The sequence below is a fragment of the Williamsia sp. D3 genome (assembly GCF_000506245.1).
Lineage (GTDB): Bacteria > Actinomycetota > Actinomycetes > Mycobacteriales > Mycobacteriaceae > Williamsia > Williamsia muralis.
Window position 1 is genome coordinate 18676 of sequence record NZ_AYTE01000030.1, and the last position, 23080, is coordinate 41755.

Below are 23080 nucleotides of genomic sequence, written 5' to 3' on the forward strand. Positions count from 1 at the left end.
GATGGATCGATAACCTATTCGGCGATCCGCCGGAACAGGTGCACGCTCTGTGGAACCATCGTGAACATGACTTTGCATCCAGAGATCACAGCTCTCATCGAAGAGGCGGAACGTACGCGGCAGCGTGCGCTCGAACACGGGAGTACCGAACTGGCCGATCAAACACAACGCTTCATCGATGACCTGCGCGAGAAGGGCAATGCCCTGTCCGAGCCCGACGCCGAGGCGAATCAGGTACTCGAGGAAGCCAAGAGCAACCTCGCCCGACTGTCGGACGAGGGAAAGTAGAGCGGGCAACGCGCAGTGAGACTCGATGAGTTCCGGCGCATCGTCCAGGCCTCCGACCCCGACGACTGGTACGTGATCAAACACCAGGGCCCGAGCTATCACGATTGGCTCGCCGGGACCGTCTCGAAAGACGGCTACCGCCTCGAAGTCAACACCCACTACGCCACGGCGTCGTACAAGCCCGACATCAGCCTCACGGTGGGCTGGGGCATGAGCCTGGACTTCGAACACCACGGCGAACGCGCGCACGACCGCACATACGAATGGTCGAAGGTGCTGTCGGACAGCCGGGTTCGTCTCGCCTTCGCCGACTTCTTCTGGTGCGGCGCTCTCGTCGACCGGTTCACCTACGTGGTGGCCGATGGCGGCCGGGCCGTACTGCCGTGGGCGGTGGAGATCCAAGGTCTCAAGACCACACAGTGGGAACACGACACCGCGAAGCTGCTGCATCACCTCGGCGACCACATCGAGGGTTTCGAAGAGTACTTTCGCAAGGTGGGTTTCCAGATCGATGGCACGTAGATGCGCGGTGGGGTGAGCAATCCCCGCGTCGTGGTGATCGGTGCGGGCATGTCCGGACTCGCGATGGGAGTCAAGCTCAAGGCAGCCGGTTTCGACGACTTCACCATCCTGGAGAAGGGCAGTGACGTTGGCGGGGTGTGGTTTTGGAACCGCTACCCTGGGCTGGCGTGCGACGTGCCGTCATTGCTGTATCGCTATTCGTTCCAGAACAAGACCGATTGGCCGAAGGTCTTCTCCGCCCGCGACGACATCCAGCGTTACCACCGCGGAGTCGCCGACACCCACGACCTCTGGCCGTACATACGGCTCGACACCGAGGTCACGGGCGCGCGCTTCGAGGACGGTCAGTGGCATGTCGAGACCGCGGTCGGCGACCGGCTTACCGCCGACTTCCTCGTCGCCGCCACCGGCGTTCTCCATCACCCGAACACACCCGACATCCCAGGTCTCGACGACTTCACCGGCGAGGTGGTGCACACCGCACGGTGGGACCCAGACCTCGAGACCGACAACAAGCGGGTTGCCGTCATCGGCGGCGGGTCCACCGGCGTGCAGATCACCGGTGCGTTGGCCCCGACCGTCCGATCGCTCGCGGTCTTCCAGCGCACACCTCAGTGGGTGTTGTGGGCGCCAACCACAGTGCGTCAGCCGAGAATCCTGACGGCTCTGTTCAAGCGATATCCATCCGCTGCGCAAGCCTCATATCGAGCTTCCGTCCGGGCCAGCGCATTGTTCACCGACCTCACCATCCATCCGGGGTTCAAACGCACCGCTGTGCAGACCTATGCGCGGCTCTGCCTCCACCTCATCCGCGACAAGGAACTCCGCGAGCGCCTCCGGCCCGACTATCAGCCGCTGTGCAAACGCCAAGTGTTGTCCGGCAACTACTTCCGGGCCATCCAGCGTCCCGATGTCGAGGTGATCACCGACAAGATCGACCATGTCGACGCCACCGGAATCCTCACCGTCGACGGCAGGCATCACGATCTCGACGTGATCGTTCTGGCCACCGGATTCCGAGCCCACAACTACATGCGGCCGATGTCGCTAACCGGCCGCGACGGCATCACCATCGATCAAGCCTGGGACTCGGGCCCGCATGCGTTCGCGATGACAAGCATTCCCGGCTTTCCGAACTTCTTCACCATCCTCGGACCCAACAGTCCGGTGGGCAGTATCCACCTGCAGACGGCCGCGGAATTGACGTGCGACCACATCGTGGCGTGGGTCAAAAGGCATGCCCGCGGTGAGATGGCCACCGTCGAGGTGACCACCTCGGCCACCGAACGATTCAACGTCGAGGTGCGCAGTGCGCTGGAACCGACGGTGTGGAACACCGGGTGCCAGAGCTGGTACTTCAAAGAGGACGGCAGTGTCGATCTGTGGCCATTCGATCTGGCCACCCTCAAGAGTTATCTCGGTACCCCGGACATGGCGGACTACTCGCTGACCCGTCCCCGCGCCCGATCGCTCACAGAGAGCGACTGAACGCGAGCACGTCGATCGTCTGATCCGCGGCGTCCCGGGTCCCTCGGATGAACTGGGCGTTGGTCTCATCCGGCCCGAGTGCCCACCGCCTCGCGTGCTCTGGGGTCTTCCCGAAACGTATGTGCCGCTTGATGAGTCGTTCCACCCGGACGTCCGCGGGTGTGTCGAGATACCAGATCTCGTCGACGAGTTCGCGAAGACGGTTCCACGGTTCGTCCTTCGCCAGCAGATAGTTACCCTCGGTGATGATCACCGGCGTATCGCTGGGGATGGCGATGGCCCCGGCGATGGCTTCCTCGATGTCGCGGACGTAGTCGGGCGCGTAGACCACGGACTCCGCTCGTGCCCGCAGGCGCTGCACGAGGTTGACGAATCCGTGTGCGTCGAAGGTGTCGATGGCACCTTTCCGGTCGGCCCGCCCGAGACGCTGCAGTTCGTTGTTCGCCAGATGGAAGCCGTCCATCGGCACAGTGACCGCCGCTGCATCCAGCCGGTCGATCAGCGCCTGGGAAACGGTGCTCTTACCGCTGCCCGGCTCCCCGACCACACCGATGATGATCCGTTCACGCCCCTCACGCAGACGCGCCACATGAGCCAGCAGGTCTGCGATGTCGGTGATCACGACGTGTCCCATCCGATTGATGTGGGTATTCGGCTGCGGTGAAAGCGCCAGGTGCTCAGGAGTTCGTCCCAGACACCCACGACCTGAAGGTACTAGCGGACGCCGCACGCGGCTGTCGCGGATGCCAGCTCTATCAGGACGCCGATCAAACCGTGTTCGGTGCCGGATCGGCCCGAGCCCGCATCATGTTCGTCGGTGAGCAACCCGGAGATCAGGAAGACCGAGCCGGCGCACCTTTTGTGGGTCCGGCAGGCAAGTTGCTCGACAAGGCGCTGGCCGCAGCGCACATCGACCGGACGACCACCTACGTCACCAATGCGGTGAAGCACTTCAAGTTCACCCGCGCCGACGGTGGCAAACGCCGTATCCACAAGAAGCCGGGACGAACCGAGATCGTCGCCTGCGCACCGTGGCTCACGGCCGAGATCGAGACCGTGCGGCCCGAGGTCCTGGTCTGCCTCGGTGCCACGGCCGCTCAAACGTTGCTGGGCACCAGCTTTCGGCTCACCGAGCACCGCGGCAAGGTGTTCGATCTGGATGCCGACGGTGCACTCCCGGGTATCACCGCGACGACGAGTGTTGTCGCCACCATTCACCCGTCCGCGCTGTTGCGGGGGCCATCCGAGGACCGCGCACAAGGTTTTGATGCGCTGGTCGCAGACCTGAGGGTGGCCGCAGAATTGCTCTGACCTCAGCGGCGGTTCGCGCGGACGGGCAGCGAATCGTCTCGGCGTAGCGAGAAGAAGTAGGGCTTGGCCGAGCCACGCAGGTCCATCAGCCCGAGCACCGTGTCGTCCGAGACGCGACGGAAGATGTCGTTGATCGGCTGCGCGTCGTAGACCATCGTCGCGGTGTCGACGCCGCGGTACTGCGTGGTCCGCAACCTGGCCTTCGGTTTCTTGGTCTGCAACAACGGGCGTGCGGCGTTCACCAGTCCACCGAGTGAGCGGTTCTCCAGCGACGGCAACGGCGCGTTGAGCAGCACGCCAACCGGGAGGCGCTTGGGGTCCAACGCCCACAGAGCCTTGCCGTCCGCGGTCGGGAACAACAACGGGTGCACGGTCTCCCCGTCGACGAACTGCTTGCCCCACCAGCCACTGGCGACGAGCATGCCGTCCATCGGGTGACCGGTCTGGACTTCCGCCCCGCGCCAGGTGCCGATCATGAAATCTGTCTCGACGGGCTCGGCCGCGTCGAACACCGCGAGGGCCTCCTCGGTTGTTGCGCGCTCGTCCCTGATCATCTGCTCCGCTACCGACATGGACCTCAAGGTAGCGAATCGGAGAGTAATTCGTGCCGGCAGTGGGAACAACTGACATCGGTAGCCTGGAAGTACTGCCGTTGGTTCGTCACGATCGAGAGGCCCCCGATGGAATTGATCCTGTTGATCGCGGTGATCGTTGTGGTGATCGGAATCGTCGCACTCGCCCGCAACCAGGGCTCGACTCGTCGCCGCGCCGACGAAGCCATTCTCGCCGACGCGAAAGCCGATGCGAGACAAGCGATCGAGCGGCTCGGCGGCCAGGTCTTCAACCTCGTCGGCTCCAATGAACCGGCCAAGTCCGCTCTTGCCGACGCATCCGAACGTTTCAACGCAGCCGGGTCGCAGATCGAGCAGGCGGCCACCCCCAGACAAGCCGAGCTCGCCAAACAGACTGCGCTGGAAGGCCTTTACTACGTGCGAGCCGCCCGGATAGCGATGAACATGGACCCGGGACCCGAGATCGGCACGCTGGTGGGCCAGAAGAGTTCGGGTGAAGTCAGCGAGAAGCGGGAGATCGAGTACGAAGGCCGCCGGGTTGCCGCGTCACCCCAGCCGTCGGACCAGACACCGAACTACTTCCCCGGCGGACGCGTCGCCGGCCGCCCAGTTCCCGCCGGCTGGTACTCCGAGCCGTGGTGGAAGCCGGCCCTGGTCGCCGGTGCTTGGGGCCTGGGATCGGTGCTGCTGTTCAATGCCATGTTCAGCGGCATGGCCGGCGTCGGATACGACGCCCAGGCCTTCGAAGGCGGTTATGGCGACGGGTACCAAGACGGTCTCGACGCAGGTGACGACGGTACCGACCCCGGCGACCCGGGAGACCCAGGCGACTCCGGCGATGCGGGTACCGACTACAGCGCGTCCGGGGACGACTTCGGCGGTGACAACTTCGGCGGCGGCGACTACGGCAACAGCGACTTCGGGGGCGGCGACTACGGGGGCGGGGACTTCGGCGGCTTCTGACCGACCGCGGTTCACCAAGTACGTCCGCCCGATCGTATGGCGAGGATCACAAACTTCGATTTGCTAACGGCTTACCTGCGAAGACCCCGGCTCACGCCCCGGCGTCATGGCCAATTGGTCACGGATCGATAACGGTTAACGCCGTGTTTCGGGTACCGTCGGCGCGGTCGTAAAAGGCCTAGACAAAGGCCATATCAGGAGGTCCCCGATTGGGTAAGCATTCAGCGCCGAAGAGAAAGTCGCGTTCACCTTTCGCTCTGGCAGCTCTCGTACCCATCGGATTGGTCACCGCGGCAGCAACCGCCGAGGCCGATCACCAGCTGACCGACGCCACCAAGCAGGTGGCCGAGACCCGTCAGGCCCCGCAGTCGTCGACGCCGGCTCCCGCTCCCGCTCCGGTGGTCGAGCCGGTTGCCCAAGTTGCCGCGCCTGCGCCCGCACCGGCACCGGCCCCTGAGGTGGTTCCCGCAAGCGTCACCAGCGGTCAGATCCCCCGCGTCAACTACGAGGCCTATTTCGCCGCCGGGTCGAAGCTGGCGCAAGAACTACCGGGTTGCGGTATCTCCTGGCAGCTGATCGCCGGAATCGGAAGGGTCGAGTCGACCCACGCGAACAACGGCAAGGTCGGCGTCAACGGCGAGCTCCTCGCGCCCATCCTCGGCCCGGTACTCGACGGCAGCCTTGCCGGGAACAACGTCATCCACGACACCGATGGCGGTCAACTCGACGGCGACCCCAACTACGACCGCGCGGTCGGGCCGATGCAGTTCCTTCCCGAAACCTGGAAGAGGTACGCTGCGGACGGCAACGGCGACGGCGTGATCGATCCCCAGAACCTGTTCGATGCCGCCCTGACCACCGGTCGTTACCTGTGCGACGGCGGACTCGATCTGCGTGATCCCGAGCAGCAGGTCGCCGCAGTGCTCAGGTACAACAACTCGATGGAATACGTGTCCGACGTGCGGGGCTGGGCAGCGGGTTACTGAGTCTGGTTCGGGGTGTGGGCCGCTCGCGGCAGTGTCAGCAGCGTGACCACGCTGACCACGACGAGCAGGATCGCACCGACGATGAGGAACGTGGCGATCGCGGCGCCCGGCAGGAACAGCACGATGATGCCCGCGATCACCGAGAACACACCTGACCCGATCAGGAACCACTTCGGCGCGTAGTGCGCACCCGCCAGACCGGCCGCAATTTCCTGCGCTCCCTGGAAGATCCAGCCCACGCCGATCACGATGGCCAGCAGCACCAGCGACTCACCGGGGTTGAACAGGCAGATGATGCCCGCGATCAGGACGATCGCGCCCATGATGCCGAAAAACACCCTCATCGAGGTCGGCAGCAGCTTGGCCGAAAACGCCACGGTCAGCCGATACACGCCGGTGAAGATGAGCGTGATCCCGAACAGCAGGGCCACAACCAGCAACGTCGGTTCCGGCCACACCAGGGCCACGATCCCGACGATGATGCCGATGACGGCGCTGGCGATCAGCCCTGCCCGCACGGCATTGCGGAGTTGATCGGGAAAGGACTGAGGGACAAAGGCGTTGGTGCGGGAAGAGGTGGGCCCGGTGGCGTTGGTCATGGGGAGAACTTACAACGAGCGCGCAAACGCGTCGATCTGTTCTTTTGCCTCCGAGAGACTGACCCCGGTCCGCTGATGCCAGAGTTTCAGAGCGAGTGGCATCTTCCCCGCCCGGATTGCGTCGGCGATCTCAGGTGGAATGGTCTCGGCGGTCGGCGCCGCTGGTGCCGGCGGCCCGTCCAGGCCCAGCCTGCGGTATAGGTCGTCGATCAGTTCACCCTGTCGCTGCACCTGCCGCCTGAGGTCGGCAATGTCCTGCGCGTCGCTGCTCATGACAGCGGACGCTAACAGTGGCCCAGCTAGGTGTCCACGGAAAACCACGGGCACGCGCAGTAAGTGAAGATGATTGGATGACGGCCAATCGATCGGCGCGCATACCTGGCGTCGACATCGCGCGGGCCCTGGCGGTACTGGGCATGTTCGCAGCGCACATCCTCGACCTCGGCGATCTGCGGTGGACGCAACCGGAGACGTGGGGTTCGGTGGTCAACGGCCACTCGGCCGTCACCTTCGCGGTGTTGGCCGGGGTCTCGATCGCCCTGGTGACCGGCGGCACCGCCCCTTTCGGCGCCGAACAGCTTGTGGTCGCGCGCCATCAGCTCCTAGTTCGGGCGTGTTGCATCTTCTTGCTGGGCGGATTGCTCCAGATGCTGGGCACCCCGGTCCTGATCATCCTGGTGATGTACAGCTTCCTGTTTGTCATCTCGCTGCCGCTGCTGCGGGTTTCGTCGCCCACGCTGTTCGTCGCGGCCGGTGTGGTGGCGGTGGTCATGCCGTTTCTGGTGCCGCTCATCCACGCCGCACTCGGGGCGTGGGGATCTCCGTTCAACGCGCTGACCGACATCCTCATCAGCGGCGGATACCCGGGGCTGATCTGGGCGGCCTATCTGCTTCTGGGACTGGGCATCGGACGGTTGGACCTCCGGTCGCCGATGGTCGCCCGGCGACTTGCCGGCTTCGGTGCCGGCATCGCCGTGGCCTCCTACCTGCTCTCCGCGGCGTTGTCGGGTTTCGACGACGGAACACACCAAACGCCGTCCCAGTTCTACGCACCCTCAGAGAACCCGGGTGGAGGCTTCCTGTGGGAATGGGCCGACCTGCAGGCGATGCTGGGCGCCGAACCACATTCGGGCACCCCGTTCGACGTGTTCGGTTCGGCGGGGATCAGCATGCTGGTCATCGGGCTGTGCCTGTTGCTCTGCCGACGGCCCGGACGGTTCAGTTTCCCGCTGCGCGCCACCGGGTCCATGGTGCTCACCGTGTACAGCGCGCACATCGTGGGCATCTTCGTCCTGTGCCAGTTCTCCGAGCGCGGTCGCGACGGCGTGTACCCGTGGCAGGGGCTGCTCACCTGGATCGTCTTCGTACTGGTCGCGGTCGCATTCTCGACAATATGGATTGCCCGGTACGGTCGCGGTCCGGTGGAAGGTCTCATCTCATCGATCGCCCGGCGGAGCTCGGGTAGTCGCCGAGTACCAGCGCGATCCGGGGTCTGATCGGTACAGTCGAGTCATTGCACTGCCGCCTCCACCACCGCCTCTCGCAAGGACCACCGATGCCAGTTCGGCAAGACAGCCTCACCCAGATCGACGGTGGCACTTATGCATTCATGCATCTCCCCGGCGGCTGGGGCCAGACCAACACGGGCCTGGTGGTGGGCGACGATGCGTCGATGGTGATCGACACGGTCTGGGACACCTCACGCGCGGAGTCGATCGCGCAGGCCTGGCCGGATCTGGTCGGATCGGCGGCCATCACAGAGGCAGTCAACACCCATTCCGACGGTGACCACTGGTGGGGAAACGACACGTTGCCGGCGTCGGCGCGCATCACCACATCGGCGTCGGCTCTACACGCCATGAAGGAAGACACCCCACCCGCGACGGTGGCGCGATTCTCGAAGCTCGGGTCGGTGGCGTCGGCGCTGCCCGGGCCGGCCGGAGCACTGGGTTCCTACATGAGCCGGGTCACCGGAGGAGCATCGCTTCCCACCCGGGTACCCCGGCTCCCGGATCGCACATTCACCGACACCGACACCATCACCGTCGGGGGACGCACCGTGTTGCTGCGGGATCTGGGTCCCGCCCACACGCCCGGTGACGTCATCGCACATGTGCCCGATTCAGGGGTGGTGTTCACGGGCGACCTGCTGTTCATCGGGGCCACACCGGTGATTTGGCATGGCCCACTGAGCAATTGGCAAGACGCCCTCGACCATCTGCTCGGTCTGGACGCGGCGACGTACGTTCCCGGCCACGGCCCCATCTGCGGGCGTACCGAGATCGAGCTGCTCCGCGACTACTGGTCGTGGCTCGACCGAGAGGGGCGTGCTCAGTTCGACGCGGGCCGGTCCCCCATCCAGGCCGCGCGAACACTCTTGACCAGCAGCGACTTTCGTCCGTATGCGCACTGGGACTCCCCGGAGCGGATCGTCCTGAACCTCAGCACCCTCTACCGGCTGTGGAAGGGCGAGGCACCAGCTCCACCCACCTTCGGGCGCCGCGCCCGCGCCTTCTCCGATGCCGGGAAATTGTTACGCGAACGCAGCCGATGAAGATCCGCCGTCTCACCGAGTCCGCGTCGCTTGCCATCTTGCATGAGCCCACCGAGACGTGGATCAGCCTGCGCGCCGCGCTCGATTCCCGCGGCCGACTCGACGAGCTGTCCCACCTGCCTGCAAATCTGCTCGCCCTGCTCGCGACCGGCGAACGGTCTCGGGCCACCGTCATCGACATCGTCGACCGTGCTGCACGTAAGGGGGTCGGCGTGGCCGTCGACCCAGCGCCGTCGATCCCGTATTACCCGAGTTCGCTGCGATGTTTCCTCGGCTGGGAGGAACACTGGACCAAGGCCGCCCACGGCTTGGTGCAACGCAACCTGCCCGCGACCCGCCCCCTGATCCGCGGCTATGAACGGTTGACACACAGGGTGTTTCCGCCGCTGCGACCCAATTCCGCTTTCTACGACCATCCCGTCTACTACACCGGCAATCACCTCACGGTGATCGGTGATGGTGAACCGATGCCGTGGCCGGCCTACAGCAGCGAGCTCGACTTCGAACTGGAGTTCGGCATGATCATCGCCCACCCGGTGCGCGACGCCACCCCGGAGAAGGCTGCGGCAGCCATCGGGGGTTTCGTGGTGTTCAACGACTTCAGTGCGCGTGACGTGCAGTGGGACGAGCAACGTCGTGGCGTCTTCGGACCCGTGGTGAAGACCAAGACATTCGGTAGTTCCATCGGGTCCGTGGTGGTCACCGCCGATGAGGTGCTGTCCGAGATCGACCAGCTCGAGGCCACCGTTTCGGTGAACGGCGAGGTGTGGTCGTCCACCAGCACTCACGGATTGCGTTACAGCCCAGGCGAAGTGGTCGCCTACGCAAGTCAGTCAGAGAATCTGCACTCGGGTGAGCTGATCACATCGGGCACCCTGCCGATGGGGTGCGGCCTGGAACTGGACCGCTGGATCGCGCCGGGCGACGAGGTCACCCTCACCATCGACCGCATCGGTTCGGTCACCAACACGGTGTCAGAGCCCGCCTGAGCTCACTCCGGTAGCCAGTGCCTCCCGTGCGCCGGTGGCTGCTCGGTAGGTTGTTCGGCCGACCGTTCGATCGCCTGGGCAACCGACTCCTTCTCTTGACACGCCCCCGGTGTCGAGAGCAGCACGGCGACCGCAGTGGTCAGCGGGACAGACAACGCAATCGCGATCCCGCCGACAAACGAGCGCGCCAGTTCCACGGCGACCATGTCGGTGGTGATGAGTGTCGAGAACGACTGCCCCGACACCGAGAACAACAGCAGCAGCGGCAAAGTGCTACCCGCATAGGCGAACACGATGGTGTACACCGTGCTGGCGATGTGGTCGCGGCCCACCCGCATCGCGGCCTTGAACGTGTGCAGGGGCCCGGTCTGGTCCACTGCCGAGAGCTCGAACACCGCGGAAGCCTGGGTGATCGTGACGTCGTTGAGCACGCCGAGCGCACCGATGATGAATCCTGCGAGTAGCAGACCGTTCAGCGAGATGGCGTTGTTGTAGATCTGCAGATTGGTGGTCTGTTCCTGAGACAGGCCGGAGATGTGCATGGTCTCGATGGACAGCCAGGACAACAACGCCGCCACCATGAGCGACGCGAGGGTGCCCAGCAACGCCGCACTGGTTCGCAGACTCACCCCGTGCGCCAGATAGATCACCACGAAGAGGATGGCCGCCGACGACACGATGGCCACCGCCACCGGCGATTCCCCGTCCAGCATGGCCGGCAGGGTGAACCCGAACAGCACCACGAATGCGAACACCAGGCCGATGACCGAGCGAAGGCCGCGCCATGCCGCGACCGCAACGATGGCCAGGACAAACACCGCCGCCCACACCCATATCGACGTGGACCGGGCGAAGTCGAAGAACGAGTAGTTCTCCGAACCGTCCACACTGGCCGCTCGAGACAGCTTGATCGAGTCGCCGACAGCAAGGTCGGGCTGGCCCGGTTGGGGCTTGCTCAGCTGGGCGTCACTGAGGTCGTCACTCCCGGAGTCCTGTTGCAGTCCGGCCTGCACCCGGTTGGTCGGGACCTCGATCAGCGTGTGGGCACCTTTGTTGGGCCCGGACGTCAGTTCCACCGTGTTCTGGATGCACGGGCCGTCTTTGACGGTCGTCACCGTCGCGGCACCCGCAAAAACCTGCCCCGCCTGTGAGTTCAGGCAATCCGCCATCGTCTGTGAGACCACCTGCCCGGTCTCGATCTCCACCGAGCCGCCGCCCGACGACTGGAATTGCACCGGTATGTCGTGGTCACGGTCGCTCGGCCAGAGCATCACCAGACCCGCGACGACCGCGATCGCACATGCCGCCAGCAATCCCACCACGAGTTTGGCGACCGCCGGATGCAGGTCGACGGCCGCGAGACCGTGGTGATGGTGCCGATGGGAATCGCCGGGGTCTTGTGGCTGCGTCACCCGGTCACCTTAGGCAGAAACCACCGCGTTGCCCTACGTGGCCCGATTTGACCCAGATGGCCGTTTCGGACCGTCTTGCCCGTTTCGGCCCAGCACAGCGGGTCCGGACGGCAAACTGAATGGGTGCTCGACGAGATGCAGCGTGAGGCCACCGAACTGTTCCAGGCAGGCGAGTACACCCATGCGCTCGCGGAGTTCTCGGTACTGCGTGAGATCCGCGCGCGGCGCGAAGGTCCCTACTCGCTGATGTGCCTGTGCAACCTGCACGACGTCATCCGCTGTCTGGTGCATCTGGGCAAGTGGGAGGCGTGCGAACCACTGTGCCGGGACCTGCTCGCCAAATACATGTTCACCCACGGCCCCACCGACCCCGACACCGTCGACGTTGTCGGGCACATGGCCACCACCTTGTCCGGCCTCGGTCGGCACACCGAAGCCGCGGAGCTGTACGGCCGCACCGCGGACGCCCTCGCTGCCGCAGGTCAGCACCGGAAAGCTCTCGTCATGCGTGACGCAGCCGCAGCCGCTTTGGCAGGCGCCCCCACCGCCCGGCCCTGATCGCCCGGCTGACCAAGATCACACATCGCCTCCCTGGTCTGACCGCACGCATCCTGCTTGGATACAAGTTGTGTCCATGAACCTGTCGGCCGCCGAGCGCGCCTACCGCGACGTCAAGGGCCGGATTCTCTCCGGTTCGCTGGCGGGTGGCGAACTCATCAGCGAGGGCGAGGTCGCCGCAGCCCTGGGCATCTCGCGGACACCGGTCCGAGAGGCTTTCCTGCGGCTCGAGACCCAGGGGTGGATGCGGCTCTACCCCAAACGAGGGGCATTGATCGTGCCGGTCCCAGCAGACGAGGCAGAACACGTGATCGGGGCCCGCCACGCGGTCGAGACCGCCGCGGTCCGCGCATTGGCGCACACCGATCGGAGCGCGATCGTCGAGTCGCTTCGCCAGAGCATCGCCCGGCTCGAGAGTCTCGCCGAGGCAGCCGAGGTGGACCAGTTCACAATCGAGGACGCCGGTTTCCACCGCTTGTTCGTGCAGGCCGCGAACAATCCGCTGCTGTCCGGCTTCTACGACACCCTGCACGATCGCCAACTCCGGATGACCAGCACGTCGGTGTTGCGCGACAAAGCCCAGATGGAGCGAATCATCAAGCATCACAACGAATTGACCGATCTGATCGAGGCGGGTGACACCGACGGTTTCGCCGCCTCGCTGGCAGCACACCTGGCGGCAGTGCACGATCTGCGCAGGCCTCCGGCATGAGGAACTGGCGCGGCGTGAGCGCCGCGATGTTCGCCATCGCCTGGGGCGGAAACGAGTTCACTCCCCTGCTCGTGTTCTACAAGAGCGAGTACGAGCTGTCCGGTCCCACCGTCGATGTGTTGCTGTTTGCCTACGTCCTCGGGATGATCCCGGCGCTCCTGATCGGCGGGCCGTTGTCAGATCGGTTCGGACGCCGGCCGATCATGCGCCCCGCCGCGCTCATCGCCGCAGCCGGATCGCTGGTGCTGGCAGCCGCGGCCGACCAGGTCGCCCTCCTCGCCGTGGGCCGCATTCTGTGTGGCATCGCGATCGGCCTGGCGATGGCGGTGGGGACGAGCTGGATCAAGGAACTGTCCGTCGACAACGGCGCCAAGCGGGCCGCGATGAGCTTGACCGCGGGGTTCGGCGTCGGCGCGGGGCTGGCCGGAGTGCTGGCGGAGTGGGGGCCCTGGCCTCACGTGCTGTCCTATGCCCTGAACGCGGGCGTGTGCCTTCTCGGCGCGGTGTGGGTGTGGAATGTTCCCGAAACCCGTCAGCGAGCCACTGCACCGACCCGCCTACGAGATGATCTGAAGATCCCTTCGCTGGGCCATCGCCGGTTCCTGTACGTCGTTGTTCCGTTGGCGCCGTGGGTCTTCGGCGCAGCCATCGGATGCCAGGCCATCCTGCCCACCCTGATGGCACCGAAGGTCGGCGGCGCCCCCATGGCGTTCGCAGCGCTGATCTCCGTGGTGACACTCAGCTGCGGGTTCGGCATCCAGGCCCTCGCCCGCCGCATAGACCGTCCCGACTCGGCGCGGGCCAGTCAGGTGGCTTTGCTCCTGCTCGTGGCAGGCATGGCGTTGGCAGCGCTCGCCTCCTCGATTCTGACCATCTGGGCGGTGCTGGTCGCCGCTGTTGTGCTCGGCGCCGGTTACGGGATCGCCCTCGTGGCGGGACTGTCCGAGGTGCAGCGGATCGCGCAGCCGGGCGATCTTGCCGGCCTGACAGCGGTGTACTACGCCCTCACCTATCTCGGGTTCGCGGTCCCGGCCACGCTGGCATATCTGCACGACTACATCCCCGGGGTCACCTATCCCTGGATGTTCGGGTTCGGTGCCGTCGCTGCCGCAGCCACACTCGCGATGATCAGTCGTCGGTCACGCCGCGACCTGCCGTCCGCGTCGTCCCTACCCGCCCCGCTCGCATCGGCCCAGCTCTGACACTATCGATCTCGTGCCCGAACCTCGCAGCTTTTTCGTTCTCGGTGACAACGACAGCACGCTGATGCCCACCAAGTGGTCCAGCAGCGCCTGGGGCCCGGATCAGCTGAACGGCCCAGCCGTCTGTGCTGTGGCGGCGCGCGCCATCGAGCGTGAGTTCGCCGATCCGGACTTTGTGCCCGCCCGGATCACGATCGACCTGTTCAAGGCCGCCCGTAACCGGCCCACGGTGGTCACCACGGCGCTGGTCCGCTCGGGCCGACGCATCATCGTCGCCGACGCCGAGGTCCGGCAGGATGACGTCACCGTTGCACGTGCCACGGCTGTGTTCCTGCGGCGTTCGGCGCCACCCCCCGGCGCCGAATGGCAACCGTCGGGCACGTTCAGCCCGCCGACCGACGAGGCGGAGGACATCACGCTACGACACCCGTGGCTGCAGTCAGGCGACGCCGACTGGACGCGGGATATCGGTAGCCACCAGAACGCCTCGCGCAAACGAGCGTGGAGCACCGCGATGCCGGTGCTGCCGAACGAGCCCGCCTCACCGTTTGTCCACGCGGTGCAGTCCGCGGAGTCGACAAGTCTTGTCACCAACCTGGGCACCGACGGAATCGGCTACATCAACTGCGACCTCACCATGGCGTTGTCGCGCATGCCCGAGGGCGCGAGCTCGGCATCGAGGCGGACAGCCACATCACCGCCGACGGGATCTCTGTGGGAACCGCCACCCTGTACGACCGGAAGGGTCCGTATGGGACCGGGATTGTGACCGCGGTCAGCAACCCGGCTGCGCAGATCGACTTCTCCAGCAAGTCTCGCTTGGTATAAACCATGTCCTGGGGCGCACTGGGAAAGGGCTGATCATGGACGCGACGACGCTGCCGAACGGGACCGTGCTGGGCGTGACCAAGGTCGGAGAAGGACCGGTTGTGCTGCTCAACGGCGGCCTGGGGATGCCGTCGATGGTGTGGGACATCTGCGGCCTCGCCCCGGCCCTCGCGGACGCCGGATTCACCGTGATCAGTTACAACGCGCGCGGCCTGGCTCCGTCCTCGGCGCCGCCTTCGCCATACTCGGTGGCCGACCTCGCCGACGACGCCGCGGCACTGCTCGAACATTTCGGCGTTGACGACGCACTCGTCGTCGGATACTCGATGGGCTGCTACACAACTCAGGCCATGCTGCGCAGGCGTCCCGAATTGGTCAACGCTGCAGTCCTTTTCGCTGGGCTACAGCCCAGCCCGATCGGTGCACTCGTCGGCGAGATGGAGCTGAGCCTCATCGAGCAGATCGGCGAGATACCCCGAGCAGTACTGGTTTTCGAGCAACTGATGACCACGTTGCACACCACGTTGCTGCAGGACCCGGCCACCGTGTCTGGCTGGCGGGACATGCTCAGCGGTTCCGATGGAGGCTGGGCGAGTCCGGACGGCTTCACCGGCCAGCTGACCGCATCCTACGAGTGGATCAAGTCCGGCGAGCCGCTGCCCGAGCACCTGGCCGCCATCGATGTGCCGACCCTGGTGTTGGCGTTCGAACACGACCTGTTCTTCCCGCCCGAGCTGTCCCGAGCCACTGCGGCACACATCCCCGGTTCGGCGTTCGTCCAGATCGACGGCGCGGGCCACGGCGGGTTGTTCACCGGTCCCGGTGACAGCGTCGAGCGGATCGTCGAGTTCTGCCTTCAGCACTCGGCCTGACGGCCCGATCAGATCTGCTCGCCGTCCCATTCATGGTCGTGCATGAAACCTTCCGCCAAACCAACGCGATACTTGAGTGAGTTCGTGAGGATATTGCTCAAGGCGAAGGGGATGCCCAGAAAAGGACCGATGTCGTCGCGTCGGGTGATGATCTCGTCGGTATGGCGGAAATCCCTAGCGAACCCGCGCAGCGTGTTGCCCTCGAGTGCAGATTTGCGCCAGCCGTAGAGGAGCATTCCCGGCCCGACCATTTTGCGAACGTCGAGATCGGGGGTGATCACGTCGTCGTTCTCGGCGAAGAATGCGCGGTCGACTCTGTTATGGGGTTCGAACATCAAGATTCCACTAGTAGAACGCGGGTTGCATTCGATGGTGAACAAACCCCGTTCCGGGTGTTCGATGAAATCGAAGCCGATCTGACCGGTGAAATTGATTTCTTTCACCCGTTCGGTCACCCAGTCTGTGATTCCGGAATGTTCCACCGGCTCGTAACTGAGGCACGACTGGCCATTGATTGCATATCGCACAGGGTAGATCGCATGTGCGTAGACCCGCCCCTCGTGGCACACCGAATAGGTGCAGTACTTGTCGCCTTTGAGCCACTCTTGCGCCAGCCACGGATTGAGCGGATCAAATGTGAGACCGTCGGGTATTTCTCCGGGATTCACTTTATAAACCTGCTGTGAACCTCGCGAATAAACCTGCTTCAGCGCGAATGGACTTTCAAAATCCAGCGCGGCCAACTCGGCCTCGTCGCGAACCTGTGCGTACTTCAGGGTGGGCACGCCCAGGGTCTCCAGCAGCACCTGGTACTCGTATTTGTTGTGCAGCCGGTTTTCCGTCAGGAAATCGGAGAGCAGCAGGCGGCACTCGGGCGGGAACTGATCTTGCGCCATCGCAAGGATGTCGGTCTCTTCGTGGATCGGTATGACGAGGTCGATCGATTCAGCCCGCACGATACGCGCAATTTCGTCCACATATTCGCGCGGCTCGAACTTAGGCCGCGGTACCCGGAACACTTTTTGCACTGAATTCGAGAAGCGCGTGATCGGAAATGGAATCGAATCGGCGATGAATACATTGTGCCCGCCGGCATTCATCAATCTCGCGAGATCAAGAGTGAGAAATGAACGCCCGAAAGTGATGAGAACATTTTTTCCGCTGCGAGTGGTCATCGTGCCTCGCTGCCGAACCGAAGAATGGCTTTCACCAGCGACATGGTAGCTTATATTCGCCGTCGGACAGGCGCCGGGTGGGCCTCGAATATTCCGGGCGGCGACGGAGGGTGTCGGGGTGTTCCTGATCGGTGTCTTGTTCGCCAGTGCGGCTGCCGTGGCCTACGGTCTGTCGACTGTGCTGCGCGCCCTCGGTGCCCGCAAGGCGGCAGTCGCGGCTCGCGAGCACGACAGAGAACACCAGCTGACCACCGAAGGTGGCCCGTCGGTCTCCTCGACGGTCGACACTTTCAAGACCCGCGAGTTCATCCTCGGCACGTCGCTGGTGGTGATCGGCTTCGGCGCCGGCGCGGTTGCCGCTCGGTTCCTTCCTCTCTTTCTGTCGCAGACCATCGTTTCGGCCAACCTCATCGTCACCGCCCTCGTCGGCACCGCTGTACTGGGGATTCGACTGCACGGTCGCGACTGGGTCGCGATGTGCGTGGTGGTGGCGTCACTGTGTGCGCTCGGGTTGTCGTCGTCGCATGAAGGCGGCGGCGGCGAACAACGCAGCTTCCACTACGGCCTGCTTTTCGCCACCTGCGTTCTGGCCGGACTGGCGCTGCTCGCTGTCTACAAACTCGGCAAGCGTGGCGCGATTGTCGGCGGTGCTGCCGCCGGCCTGCTGTTCGGTGTCATCGCGATCTCGGTCCGCATCCTGCGCGGAATCGATCCGTTCGACATCGTCACCCTTCTCACCGACCCCGCGGCGTGGACCATCGCCATCGCCGGTGCAGTCGGCTTCTACGTCCACACCGTCGCCTTGCAGCTCGGTCAGGTCAACGGCGTCACCGCCGTGCTCGTGGTCGGCGAGACGGCCGGCCCCGGAATCATCGGCGTGGTCTTCCTCAACGACAGCGCAAAGCCCGGCCTGGCCTGGCTTGCCGTCATCGGGTTCATCGGCGCGGTGGTGGGTGCAGTCCTGGTCGCGTTGTACAGCTCTGTGGACGCCGACCACTTCGGCGAGTCCGACACGGACAACGGCGGCTGGCGCCTGCGCAAACGTGGCAACGCGGACAGCCTGGGCGCCGGAGACAACTTGGGCAAGGGCGACTCCCACACCTCGCCGACGACCGCTCCAACGGACAGACCAGATCAAGGCAACCCGCCGAATCAGTCGGATCGGCCAGATCGGTCGCACAGTCAACGCAGCCGACGGACCACCTGACCCGCGTCCGAACCTTCCACTGCCCGACCTTGAACACGGCACGTCCTCCACGCGACAGCGACGTTCACGCGGCAGCGACGTTTACGCGTCAGATCGGTTACGCCGCAGGGTCTTCACACTATGTAGTTGTCAGGGTGCGTCCGCGGTCCCGGCGATGTGTCGGGTGCGGTGTTGTGCTGGCTGCGTGGGTCAGGCAGCCTGAGTCAGGCTGCGTGGGTGAGGGTTCGGCGGTTGTAGGCCGGTAGTGGTTGTCGGGTGGGGTCGATGTCGGCGGGCGGGATCAGCCAGGGATGCCCGTCGGTGCCCATGGTGATGTCCCAGTCGGTGTGGTGCACGGCCCGATGGCACGTCCGGCACAGCAGACACCCATTCGCGAGTGTGGTGGGTCCGCCGTCAGCCCAGTGGACGATGTGATGACAGTCCGACCAGGTCGCCGGTGCCCCGCATTTGATGCAGCAGGTATCGCGGATCAGGATCGCTTTGCGCACTGGTCCGGTGAACAGCCGTTTGGGTGGGCTCAGGTCGATCGGCACCTGCTGCCCGTCCAGGGTGACCGAGGTGATGGTGGCATCACACGCCAACGTGGCTGCGGTTGCTTCGGTGACCGGACCCATCCACCGCAGTGACGCAAGGTCGGGATGATCAGCCGGAACCGTCACAGCAACTTCCGTTTTCGGTGCTGACACCAGGCCCTGCCCACCGCCACCGCAGTCGAGGAGTTGGTGCAGGGCATCAGCTCGTCGTTGCGTCGGCGTGCGAGTATCTGCGCTCCCGTCCGGTTCGGGACGTGGCCTGGACCACACATCCCAGCGCGGACATCATCTTTTCCCCGATCACCGCATCCACATCAAACCTGCCCGACAACCGGCCATCGCCGGTGACGACGTAGTCCAGAGTGTTCAACGAAGCGTCTTCGGCGGCCGGCACCCCACCCTGTTCTCCGGCGACCTCATTACCCATCGCCCGGGCAATCCTTCCGATCTCCGCGGGCGGTGCACCAGAGAACGCATGAGCCACGAGTGTTCCCTCAACCTCACACCGGAAGTCGTCACTCATCACACCCACGAAGCGGCCCCGAACATGGCTGATCCCTCGAACCACCGCATCGACATGCTCGGCGGAAAGGAACCCGTCCCGAAAATACCCGTCCGTACGATCCAACCCCGCCAGCCCGGTGCCGATCCGTAGCCACCGCGCCGCCGTCACCGGAGCAGCACCATTGGCCTGCAACATCTTCGACGTCGTCGATCCCGCCCGTTTCGCCAACCCCAACCGGTCAATGATCGCCGCCCCGGCCGCCAACCGCGCCTCCACGGCATTACGCAACGCGATCAAGTCCTTCACCAAGCCCACGATGCCGGCCGGATCATCCGGAAACTCCACCCCGATGACCTCATCAACCAGATCAACAACAGACATCACCACACCCCCTCCAAGACAACAACACTGAGACAACAGAATTGGGACAGCCGATCACAATGGTGGCGTAGTCACACGTATCTCAGAGTCAGGTCTAGCGGACGATCAGCGTGCCACCAACCTACCCAATCGAACACCTGTTCGTATATAGATCGTTTGGGTGAATCCTTTCGACACCCGACCGCGTCCAACCTTCATGTGGGTGAAAGTCGATCTCCAGGGCCGTTCGGGCGTGCTGTCCAGCCGCTCTGGGCTGGCATCACAACGGCTGGTCGGTCGCCGTCAGACCTGCAATGATGGCGGCGCACAATCGTTCTCGATCGTCGGCAGTGATGGCGGTCGCAATCAACTGATGCACTTGCCCGTCGATGGAGGCCGCCAGCAGGCGGGCTTGCAGAGGGGCGTCCGCAGATGGCGTGCCGGTACGGATGAGGTGCGGCACGAGTCGCGCGGTCATATCAGCGGCGAGGGCAGTGAACGCCTTGACCAACTCGGGAGTTCGCGGCGTGTGTTCACGCAGGACCGCAAAAGTGCGGGGATGACTGCCGTTGAGCCGCACCACCGTCTCGACCATTGTGGTCACCATCTCGACGCGATTCGGCGCCGTCGTGTCGAAGCGGTCGCACAACGTCGAGAGGGCTGCCTGCGACTCCTCGAGATGCCTCCACGCCAGCGCCGCCATGATCGCGTGCTTGTTCGGGAAGTACTGGTACAGCGATCCGATCGACACTCCGGCCACATCGGCGATGCGGTTGGTCGTCCCGGCTGGACCTTCGCTGTCGAAAACGCGAGTAGCTGCCTCCAGGATCACGTCGACCATGAAGCGAGATCGGTCCTGAACAGGCGTTTTCCGGGCGCGGCTCATGAGACCTCAATGCGAGTTGCCATGCCCTCGACCTCCGTTGATGCTCAAAAGATGAACGAAGTCGAATATAGCGACGTCGCCGAATACGCCCGATTCCTTCCGCCGCGCTATCGAACGGCGATGCAGGCACCGGTCGCCACCTGGTGGCCGTGGGGTCGTCACCGCGTGCACGTGGCAAGGGCGAAGAACCCTTCTGCGGCGGCGCGAGTGCTGATCATCCACGGCGCCGGCGGCCATTCGGGTGCGCTGTGGCCATTCACCGCGGTAGCGACCCCCGGCGACGCAGACGTACTGGCACTTGATCTTCCGCTGTACGGACGCACCGAGACCGTCGACCCGGCGAAGGTCCGCTACCGCGACTGGGTTGATCTGCTGTGCGACTTCGTGACAGAGGAGACCCGGGCCGACCCGAGACCCCTGGTTCTGTTCGGCGCAAGCATGGGCGGCATGCTGGCCTACGAAACGGCCAGTCGCACAGGCACTGCCGCAGCTGTGATTGCAACCTGTCTGCTCGACCCGACGGACCGCTCCGCTCGAGGAGCCGCATCTCGCTGGGCGCCGCTCGGCATGAGCGCTCCACATACGCTCCCCTTGTTGTCGCGATGGGCGGGCGACGTGATGGTGCCGATTCGATGGCCGGCCCGGATGAGCGCCATGAGCAACAACGCTGGACTGACCCGGCTGTGCGCGGCAGACCCCCGAGGAGGTGGCGGTCGCGTACCGCTCGGATTCCTTTCCGACTGGTTCACCTACCGACACACCGCACCGGCGCAGTACGGCGGCCCAGCGATCACACTGGTACACCCGGGAGCCGACGGCTGGACCCCGGCCGCGCTCAGCGAACGGTTCTTGGAGAAGGTACCGGGCCCGAACACCGTTGTCCGACTGATCAATTGCGGGCACTACCCCATCGAGGAACCTGGATTGACCCAACTCGAAGAGGCAGTCCGCGTGGTGATCGATTCAGTGTCCACATGAGGCCACCACCCCGAGCTGTCGAACGGCCGAGCCACTCACTCCGACTGCGGGACCGGCGATCGATTCCTTCTGGCGATCAACCGCTTGTCCACAACATCGACGCCCACCACCACGGCAGCAGCGAGCCCCCATCCGAGGAGGATGTCGAGCACATAATGTTCGGCCGTGTAGACCAACGTGAAGGCCATCGCAACGGCGTAGCCGAGGAACAACGTTCGCCCGAGTGCACGCACGCGGGGCCACATGAACAGCGCCAGGAACATGGTCAACCCCGCATGCAACGACGGGATCGCGGCAACAAGATTGGCTTTCGCCTGACCCAACTGGAGCAGGTTGGAAGCGGCGTGGATGTCGAGCACTTCCCACCCGCGCGCGGAGATGCGTTCGACGTAGGGCTGGGCGCCCGCGTTCTGCGGCTCCAGCTCCCCGAGCAGTCCGCCATCATCGGCATAGAGCTGATTCATACATTCGGGTGCGCGCGGATAGTCCGCGACCTGCTCCGAGGTGCACCGGGCGGCGGCCCATGGCGGCGCGGCGGGAAGCAGGGTGTACCCCACCAGCGCCACAAACGTCATGATCAGGAAGCCGGCCGCGTACCGTCGCCACGCGTGGCGATTGCGCAGCCACAACACTGCGGCAGCCGCATACGGGATGATGAAGTACGACATGTAGACGACGCTGGTGAAGACCTCCCACCAAGGCGTGTCGGGTTGCTTCAGACGTTCTTGCAACCACACCGTCGGATTCACCCCGAACAACATGTGGTCGAAATCTGCGGCGAGCGACCAGTGCGTCGGCATCCCCATCCACTGGGCGATGTTCCGGGTGAAGTCGTAGAGCAAGAGTATCCCGGCGAACGGGAGCCAATCGATGATCACCGTGGTGACCCGTCGCCGCCCGATACTCGCTGCGGCCAGACCCAGGCACATCAGCAAGATCAAGCGGGTCCGGTCGAACGCGAGGCCGAGGAAGATCAGGTGCGCCACGACGACGCCCAACCACAGGCTTGTCGCAACCCAACGCCATACCCGCAGATTGCGCCACCAAGGCATCGGCGACCGTTCCACGGCGCCCTCCGACGCCACGTCGAACCGCTCGACCTCCTGTGTGCTCATCGTCGAGGCCCCCGCATACGCATTCGATACCCGCTGTTCGCCCAGAATTCGCAGAATGTTCCCACCAACAACCTAGGCGAAGTCTGCCGGATCTTGCCGGATGAAACCGGTGAACACATTTCGTGGTCTGAGTCACACTGAACGTGGACGGAACAGATCAAGCCGGTGGAGGTTACCCGCGTGCCCAACAAGTATCTGCGATACGGCGACCAGCGCTACATCATCAACAACGAGGCCGAGGCGCGGCTCAACCGCACACTCGAGGCGGTCTACGCCGATGGCAGCCGCGGGCACCAATGGCTGAACCTCTACCGCGACTCCGAGGCCCCCTGCCGACTGCTCATCGCCACGGGCGTACCCATCAGCATCGAAACCGAACTCTGCCTCGACGACTGACCCACCGGCAAACCCAACACCGAGACACAGCCGCGTCGAGACAATCCCGGAGCCCCCACAGGTGAGCGA

General features: G+C 64.6%; 26 protein-coding genes and 1 pseudogene. 17 read left to right on the forward strand and 10 right to left on the reverse strand.

The genetic code is table 11. From position 1 onward, the window contains the following. Positions 1-66 precede the first annotated feature (66 nt). Genes W823_RS47645 through W823_RS47655 form a run of 3 tightly spaced genes read left to right on the forward strand, consistent with a single transcriptional unit; the run spans position 67 to position 2298 of the window. Positions 67-288 (forward strand): hypothetical protein, encoded by a 222-nt coding sequence (locus tag W823_RS47645; protein ID WP_023960099.1) that lies wholly within the window; start codon positions 67-69, stop codon positions 286-288. Between the two features lie 15 nt (positions 289-303). Further along, complete coding sequence (locus tag W823_RS58460; protein WP_023960101.1) at positions 304-810, forward strand: hypothetical protein; 507 nt, start codon at positions 304-306, stop codon at positions 808-810. Further along, a complete protein-coding gene (locus tag W823_RS47655; RefSeq protein ID WP_023960103.1) occupies positions 811-2298 on the forward strand; it encodes an NAD(P)/FAD-dependent oxidoreductase in 1488 nt (495 codons plus the stop codon). On the opposite strand, the gene W823_RS47660 is transcribed toward W823_RS47655, so the two are convergent. Beyond that, positions 2282-2932 carry a nucleoside/nucleotide kinase family protein gene (locus W823_RS47660; RefSeq protein WP_023960105.1) on the reverse strand — a complete coding sequence of 217 codons (651 nt, stop codon included), beginning with the start codon at positions 2930-2932 and terminating at the stop codon, positions 2282-2284. The genes W823_RS47655 and W823_RS47660 overlap by 17 nt on opposite strands. 26 nt (positions 2933-2958) lie before the next feature. Here W823_RS47660 and W823_RS47665 point away from each other — a divergent pair, with 26 nt between their 5' ends. Next, on the forward strand, positions 2959-3609 hold the full coding sequence (locus W823_RS47665) for a UdgX family uracil-DNA binding protein (RefSeq protein WP_023960107.1): 651 nt from the start codon (positions 2959-2961) through the stop codon (positions 3607-3609). A 2-nt stretch (positions 3610-3611) separates the two neighbouring features. On the opposite strand, the gene W823_RS47670 is transcribed toward W823_RS47665, so the two are convergent. Beyond that, positions 3612-4181 carry a DUF4334 domain-containing protein gene (locus W823_RS47670; RefSeq protein WP_023960109.1) on the reverse strand — a complete coding sequence of 190 codons (570 nt, stop codon included), beginning with the start codon at positions 4179-4181 and terminating at the stop codon, positions 3612-3614. A 108-nt stretch (positions 4182-4289) separates the two neighbouring features. Between W823_RS47670 and W823_RS47675 the strand changes: the two genes are divergently transcribed. Next, positions 4290-5144, forward strand: coding sequence for a hypothetical protein (locus W823_RS47675; RefSeq protein WP_023960111.1), 855 nt, complete (start codon positions 4290-4292; stop codon positions 5142-5144). 209 nt (positions 5145-5353) lie between these two features. Then, on the forward strand, positions 5354-6130 hold the full coding sequence (locus W823_RS47680) for a lytic transglycosylase domain-containing protein (RefSeq protein ID WP_023960113.1): 777 nt from the start codon (positions 5354-5356) through the stop codon (positions 6128-6130). Here W823_RS47680 and W823_RS47685 read toward each other — a convergent pair. Together W823_RS47685 and W823_RS47690 are read right to left on the reverse strand one after the other, a co-directional pair. Further along, the gene (locus W823_RS47685) at positions 6124-6729 is read right to left on the reverse strand and encodes an HdeD family acid-resistance protein (protein ID WP_023960115.1); all 606 of its coding nucleotides are present in this window, start codon (positions 6727-6729) and stop codon (positions 6124-6126) included. The two genes, W823_RS47680 and W823_RS47685, sit on opposite strands and share 7 nt — an antisense overlap. A 9-nt stretch (positions 6730-6738) precedes the next feature. Beyond that, complete coding sequence (locus W823_RS47690; protein ID WP_023960116.1) at positions 6739-7002, reverse strand: hypothetical protein; 264 nt, start codon at positions 7000-7002, stop codon at positions 6739-6741. Between the two features lie 77 nt (positions 7003-7079). Between W823_RS47690 and W823_RS0129915 the strand changes: the two genes are divergently transcribed. Genes W823_RS0129915 through W823_RS47700 form a run of 3 tightly spaced genes read left to right on the forward strand, consistent with a single transcriptional unit; the run spans position 7080 to position 10272 of the window. Next, positions 7080-8225: a DUF418 domain-containing protein gene (locus W823_RS0129915; protein WP_023960117.1), complete on the forward strand. Its 1146-nt coding sequence runs from the start codon at positions 7080-7082 to the stop codon at positions 8223-8225. A 59-nt stretch (positions 8226-8284) separates the two neighbouring features. Next, complete coding sequence (locus tag W823_RS47695; RefSeq protein ID WP_023960118.1) at positions 8285-9283, forward strand: MBL fold metallo-hydrolase; 999 nt, start codon at positions 8285-8287, stop codon at positions 9281-9283. Beyond that, on the forward strand, positions 9280-10272 hold the full coding sequence (locus tag W823_RS47700; RefSeq protein ID WP_023960119.1) for a fumarylacetoacetate hydrolase family protein: 993 nt from the start codon (positions 9280-9282) through the stop codon (positions 10270-10272). Before W823_RS47695 ends, W823_RS47700 begins: the two co-directional genes overlap by 4 nt. A 2-nt stretch (positions 10273-10274) precedes the next feature. On the opposite strand, the gene W823_RS47705 is transcribed toward W823_RS47700, so the two are convergent. After that, positions 10275-11684, reverse strand: coding sequence for a YibE/F family protein (locus W823_RS47705; RefSeq protein ID WP_023960120.1), 1410 nt, complete (start codon positions 11682-11684; stop codon positions 10275-10277). Positions 11685-11807: 123 nt separating this feature from the next. On the opposite strand from W823_RS47705, the gene W823_RS0129920 reads away from it, so the two are divergent. The 5 genes and pseudogenes from W823_RS0129920 to W823_RS47725 all read left to right on the forward strand — a co-directional run bounded on the left by W823_RS0129920 (position 11808) and on the right by W823_RS47725 (position 15856). After that, positions 11808-12242, forward strand: a complete 435-nt coding sequence (locus W823_RS0129920) for a tetratricopeptide repeat protein (protein WP_023960121.1) — start codon at positions 11808-11810, stop codon at positions 12240-12242. A 76-nt stretch (positions 12243-12318) separates the two neighbouring features. Further along, positions 12319-12954, forward strand: coding sequence for a GntR family transcriptional regulator (locus W823_RS47710; protein WP_023960122.1), 636 nt, complete (start codon positions 12319-12321; stop codon positions 12952-12954). Continuing rightward, positions 12951-14156: an MFS transporter gene (locus W823_RS47715; RefSeq protein ID WP_023960123.1), complete on the forward strand. Its 1206-nt coding sequence runs from the start codon at positions 12951-12953 to the stop codon at positions 14154-14156. The genes W823_RS47710 and W823_RS47715 overlap by 4 nt, the downstream gene beginning before the upstream one ends. Before the next feature lie 64 nt (positions 14157-14220). Further along, positions 14221-14984: pseudogene (locus tag W823_RS47720) on the forward strand (acyl-CoA thioesterase domain-containing protein). A gap of 35 nt (positions 14985-15019) precedes the next feature. Next, a complete protein-coding gene (locus W823_RS47725) occupies positions 15020-15856 on the forward strand; it encodes an alpha/beta fold hydrolase (RefSeq protein ID WP_023960124.1) in 837 nt (278 codons plus the stop codon). A gap of 8 nt (positions 15857-15864) precedes the next feature. Here W823_RS47725 and W823_RS47730 read toward each other — a convergent pair whose 3' ends face one another. After that, complete coding sequence (locus W823_RS47730; RefSeq protein WP_023960125.1) at positions 15865-17031, reverse strand: ATP-grasp domain-containing protein; 1167 nt, start codon at positions 17029-17031, stop codon at positions 15865-15867. Between the two features lie 118 nt (positions 17032-17149). On the opposite strand from W823_RS47730, the gene W823_RS47735 reads away from it, so the two are divergent. After that, positions 17150-18238, forward strand: a complete 1089-nt coding sequence (locus W823_RS47735) for a DMT family transporter (protein WP_023960126.1) — start codon at positions 17150-17152, stop codon at positions 18236-18238. A 203-nt stretch (positions 18239-18441) separates the two neighbouring features. On the opposite strand, the gene W823_RS58965 is transcribed toward W823_RS47735, so the two are convergent. The 3 genes from W823_RS58965 to W823_RS47745 all read right to left on the reverse strand — a co-directional run bounded on the left by W823_RS58965 (position 18442) and on the right by W823_RS47745 (position 20477). Further along, a complete protein-coding gene (locus tag W823_RS58965) occupies positions 18442-19041 on the reverse strand; it encodes an HNH endonuclease signature motif containing protein (RefSeq protein ID WP_235189600.1) in 600 nt (199 codons plus the stop codon). Continuing rightward, entirely contained in the window at positions 18971-19657 is a 687-nt protein-coding gene (locus W823_RS58970) for a hypothetical protein (protein ID WP_235189601.1), read from the reverse strand. Before W823_RS58970 ends, W823_RS58965 begins: the two co-directional genes overlap by 71 nt. A 259-nt stretch (positions 19658-19916) precedes the next feature. Further along, positions 19917-20477, reverse strand: coding sequence for a TetR/AcrR family transcriptional regulator (locus W823_RS47745; protein WP_051406595.1), 561 nt, complete (start codon positions 20475-20477; stop codon positions 19917-19919). A 96-nt stretch (positions 20478-20573) separates the two neighbouring features. Here W823_RS47745 and W823_RS47750 point away from each other — a divergent pair, with 96 nt between their 5' ends. After that, positions 20574-21500 carry an alpha/beta hydrolase gene (locus W823_RS47750; RefSeq protein ID WP_031332736.1) on the forward strand — a complete coding sequence of 309 codons (927 nt, stop codon included), beginning with the start codon at positions 20574-20576 and terminating at the stop codon, positions 21498-21500. Between the two features lie 35 nt (positions 21501-21535). On the opposite strand, the gene W823_RS47755 is transcribed toward W823_RS47750, so the two are convergent. Then, complete coding sequence (locus W823_RS47755) at positions 21536-22615, reverse strand: phosphatase PAP2 family protein (RefSeq protein ID WP_023960129.1); 1080 nt, start codon at positions 22613-22615, stop codon at positions 21536-21538. Positions 22616-22795: 180 nt separating this feature from the next. Between W823_RS47755 and W823_RS47760 the strand changes: the two genes are divergently transcribed. Further along, positions 22796-23011, forward strand: coding sequence for a hypothetical protein (locus W823_RS47760; protein WP_023960130.1), 216 nt, complete (start codon positions 22796-22798; stop codon positions 23009-23011). The last annotated feature ends 69 nt before the right edge of the window (positions 23012-23080 follow it).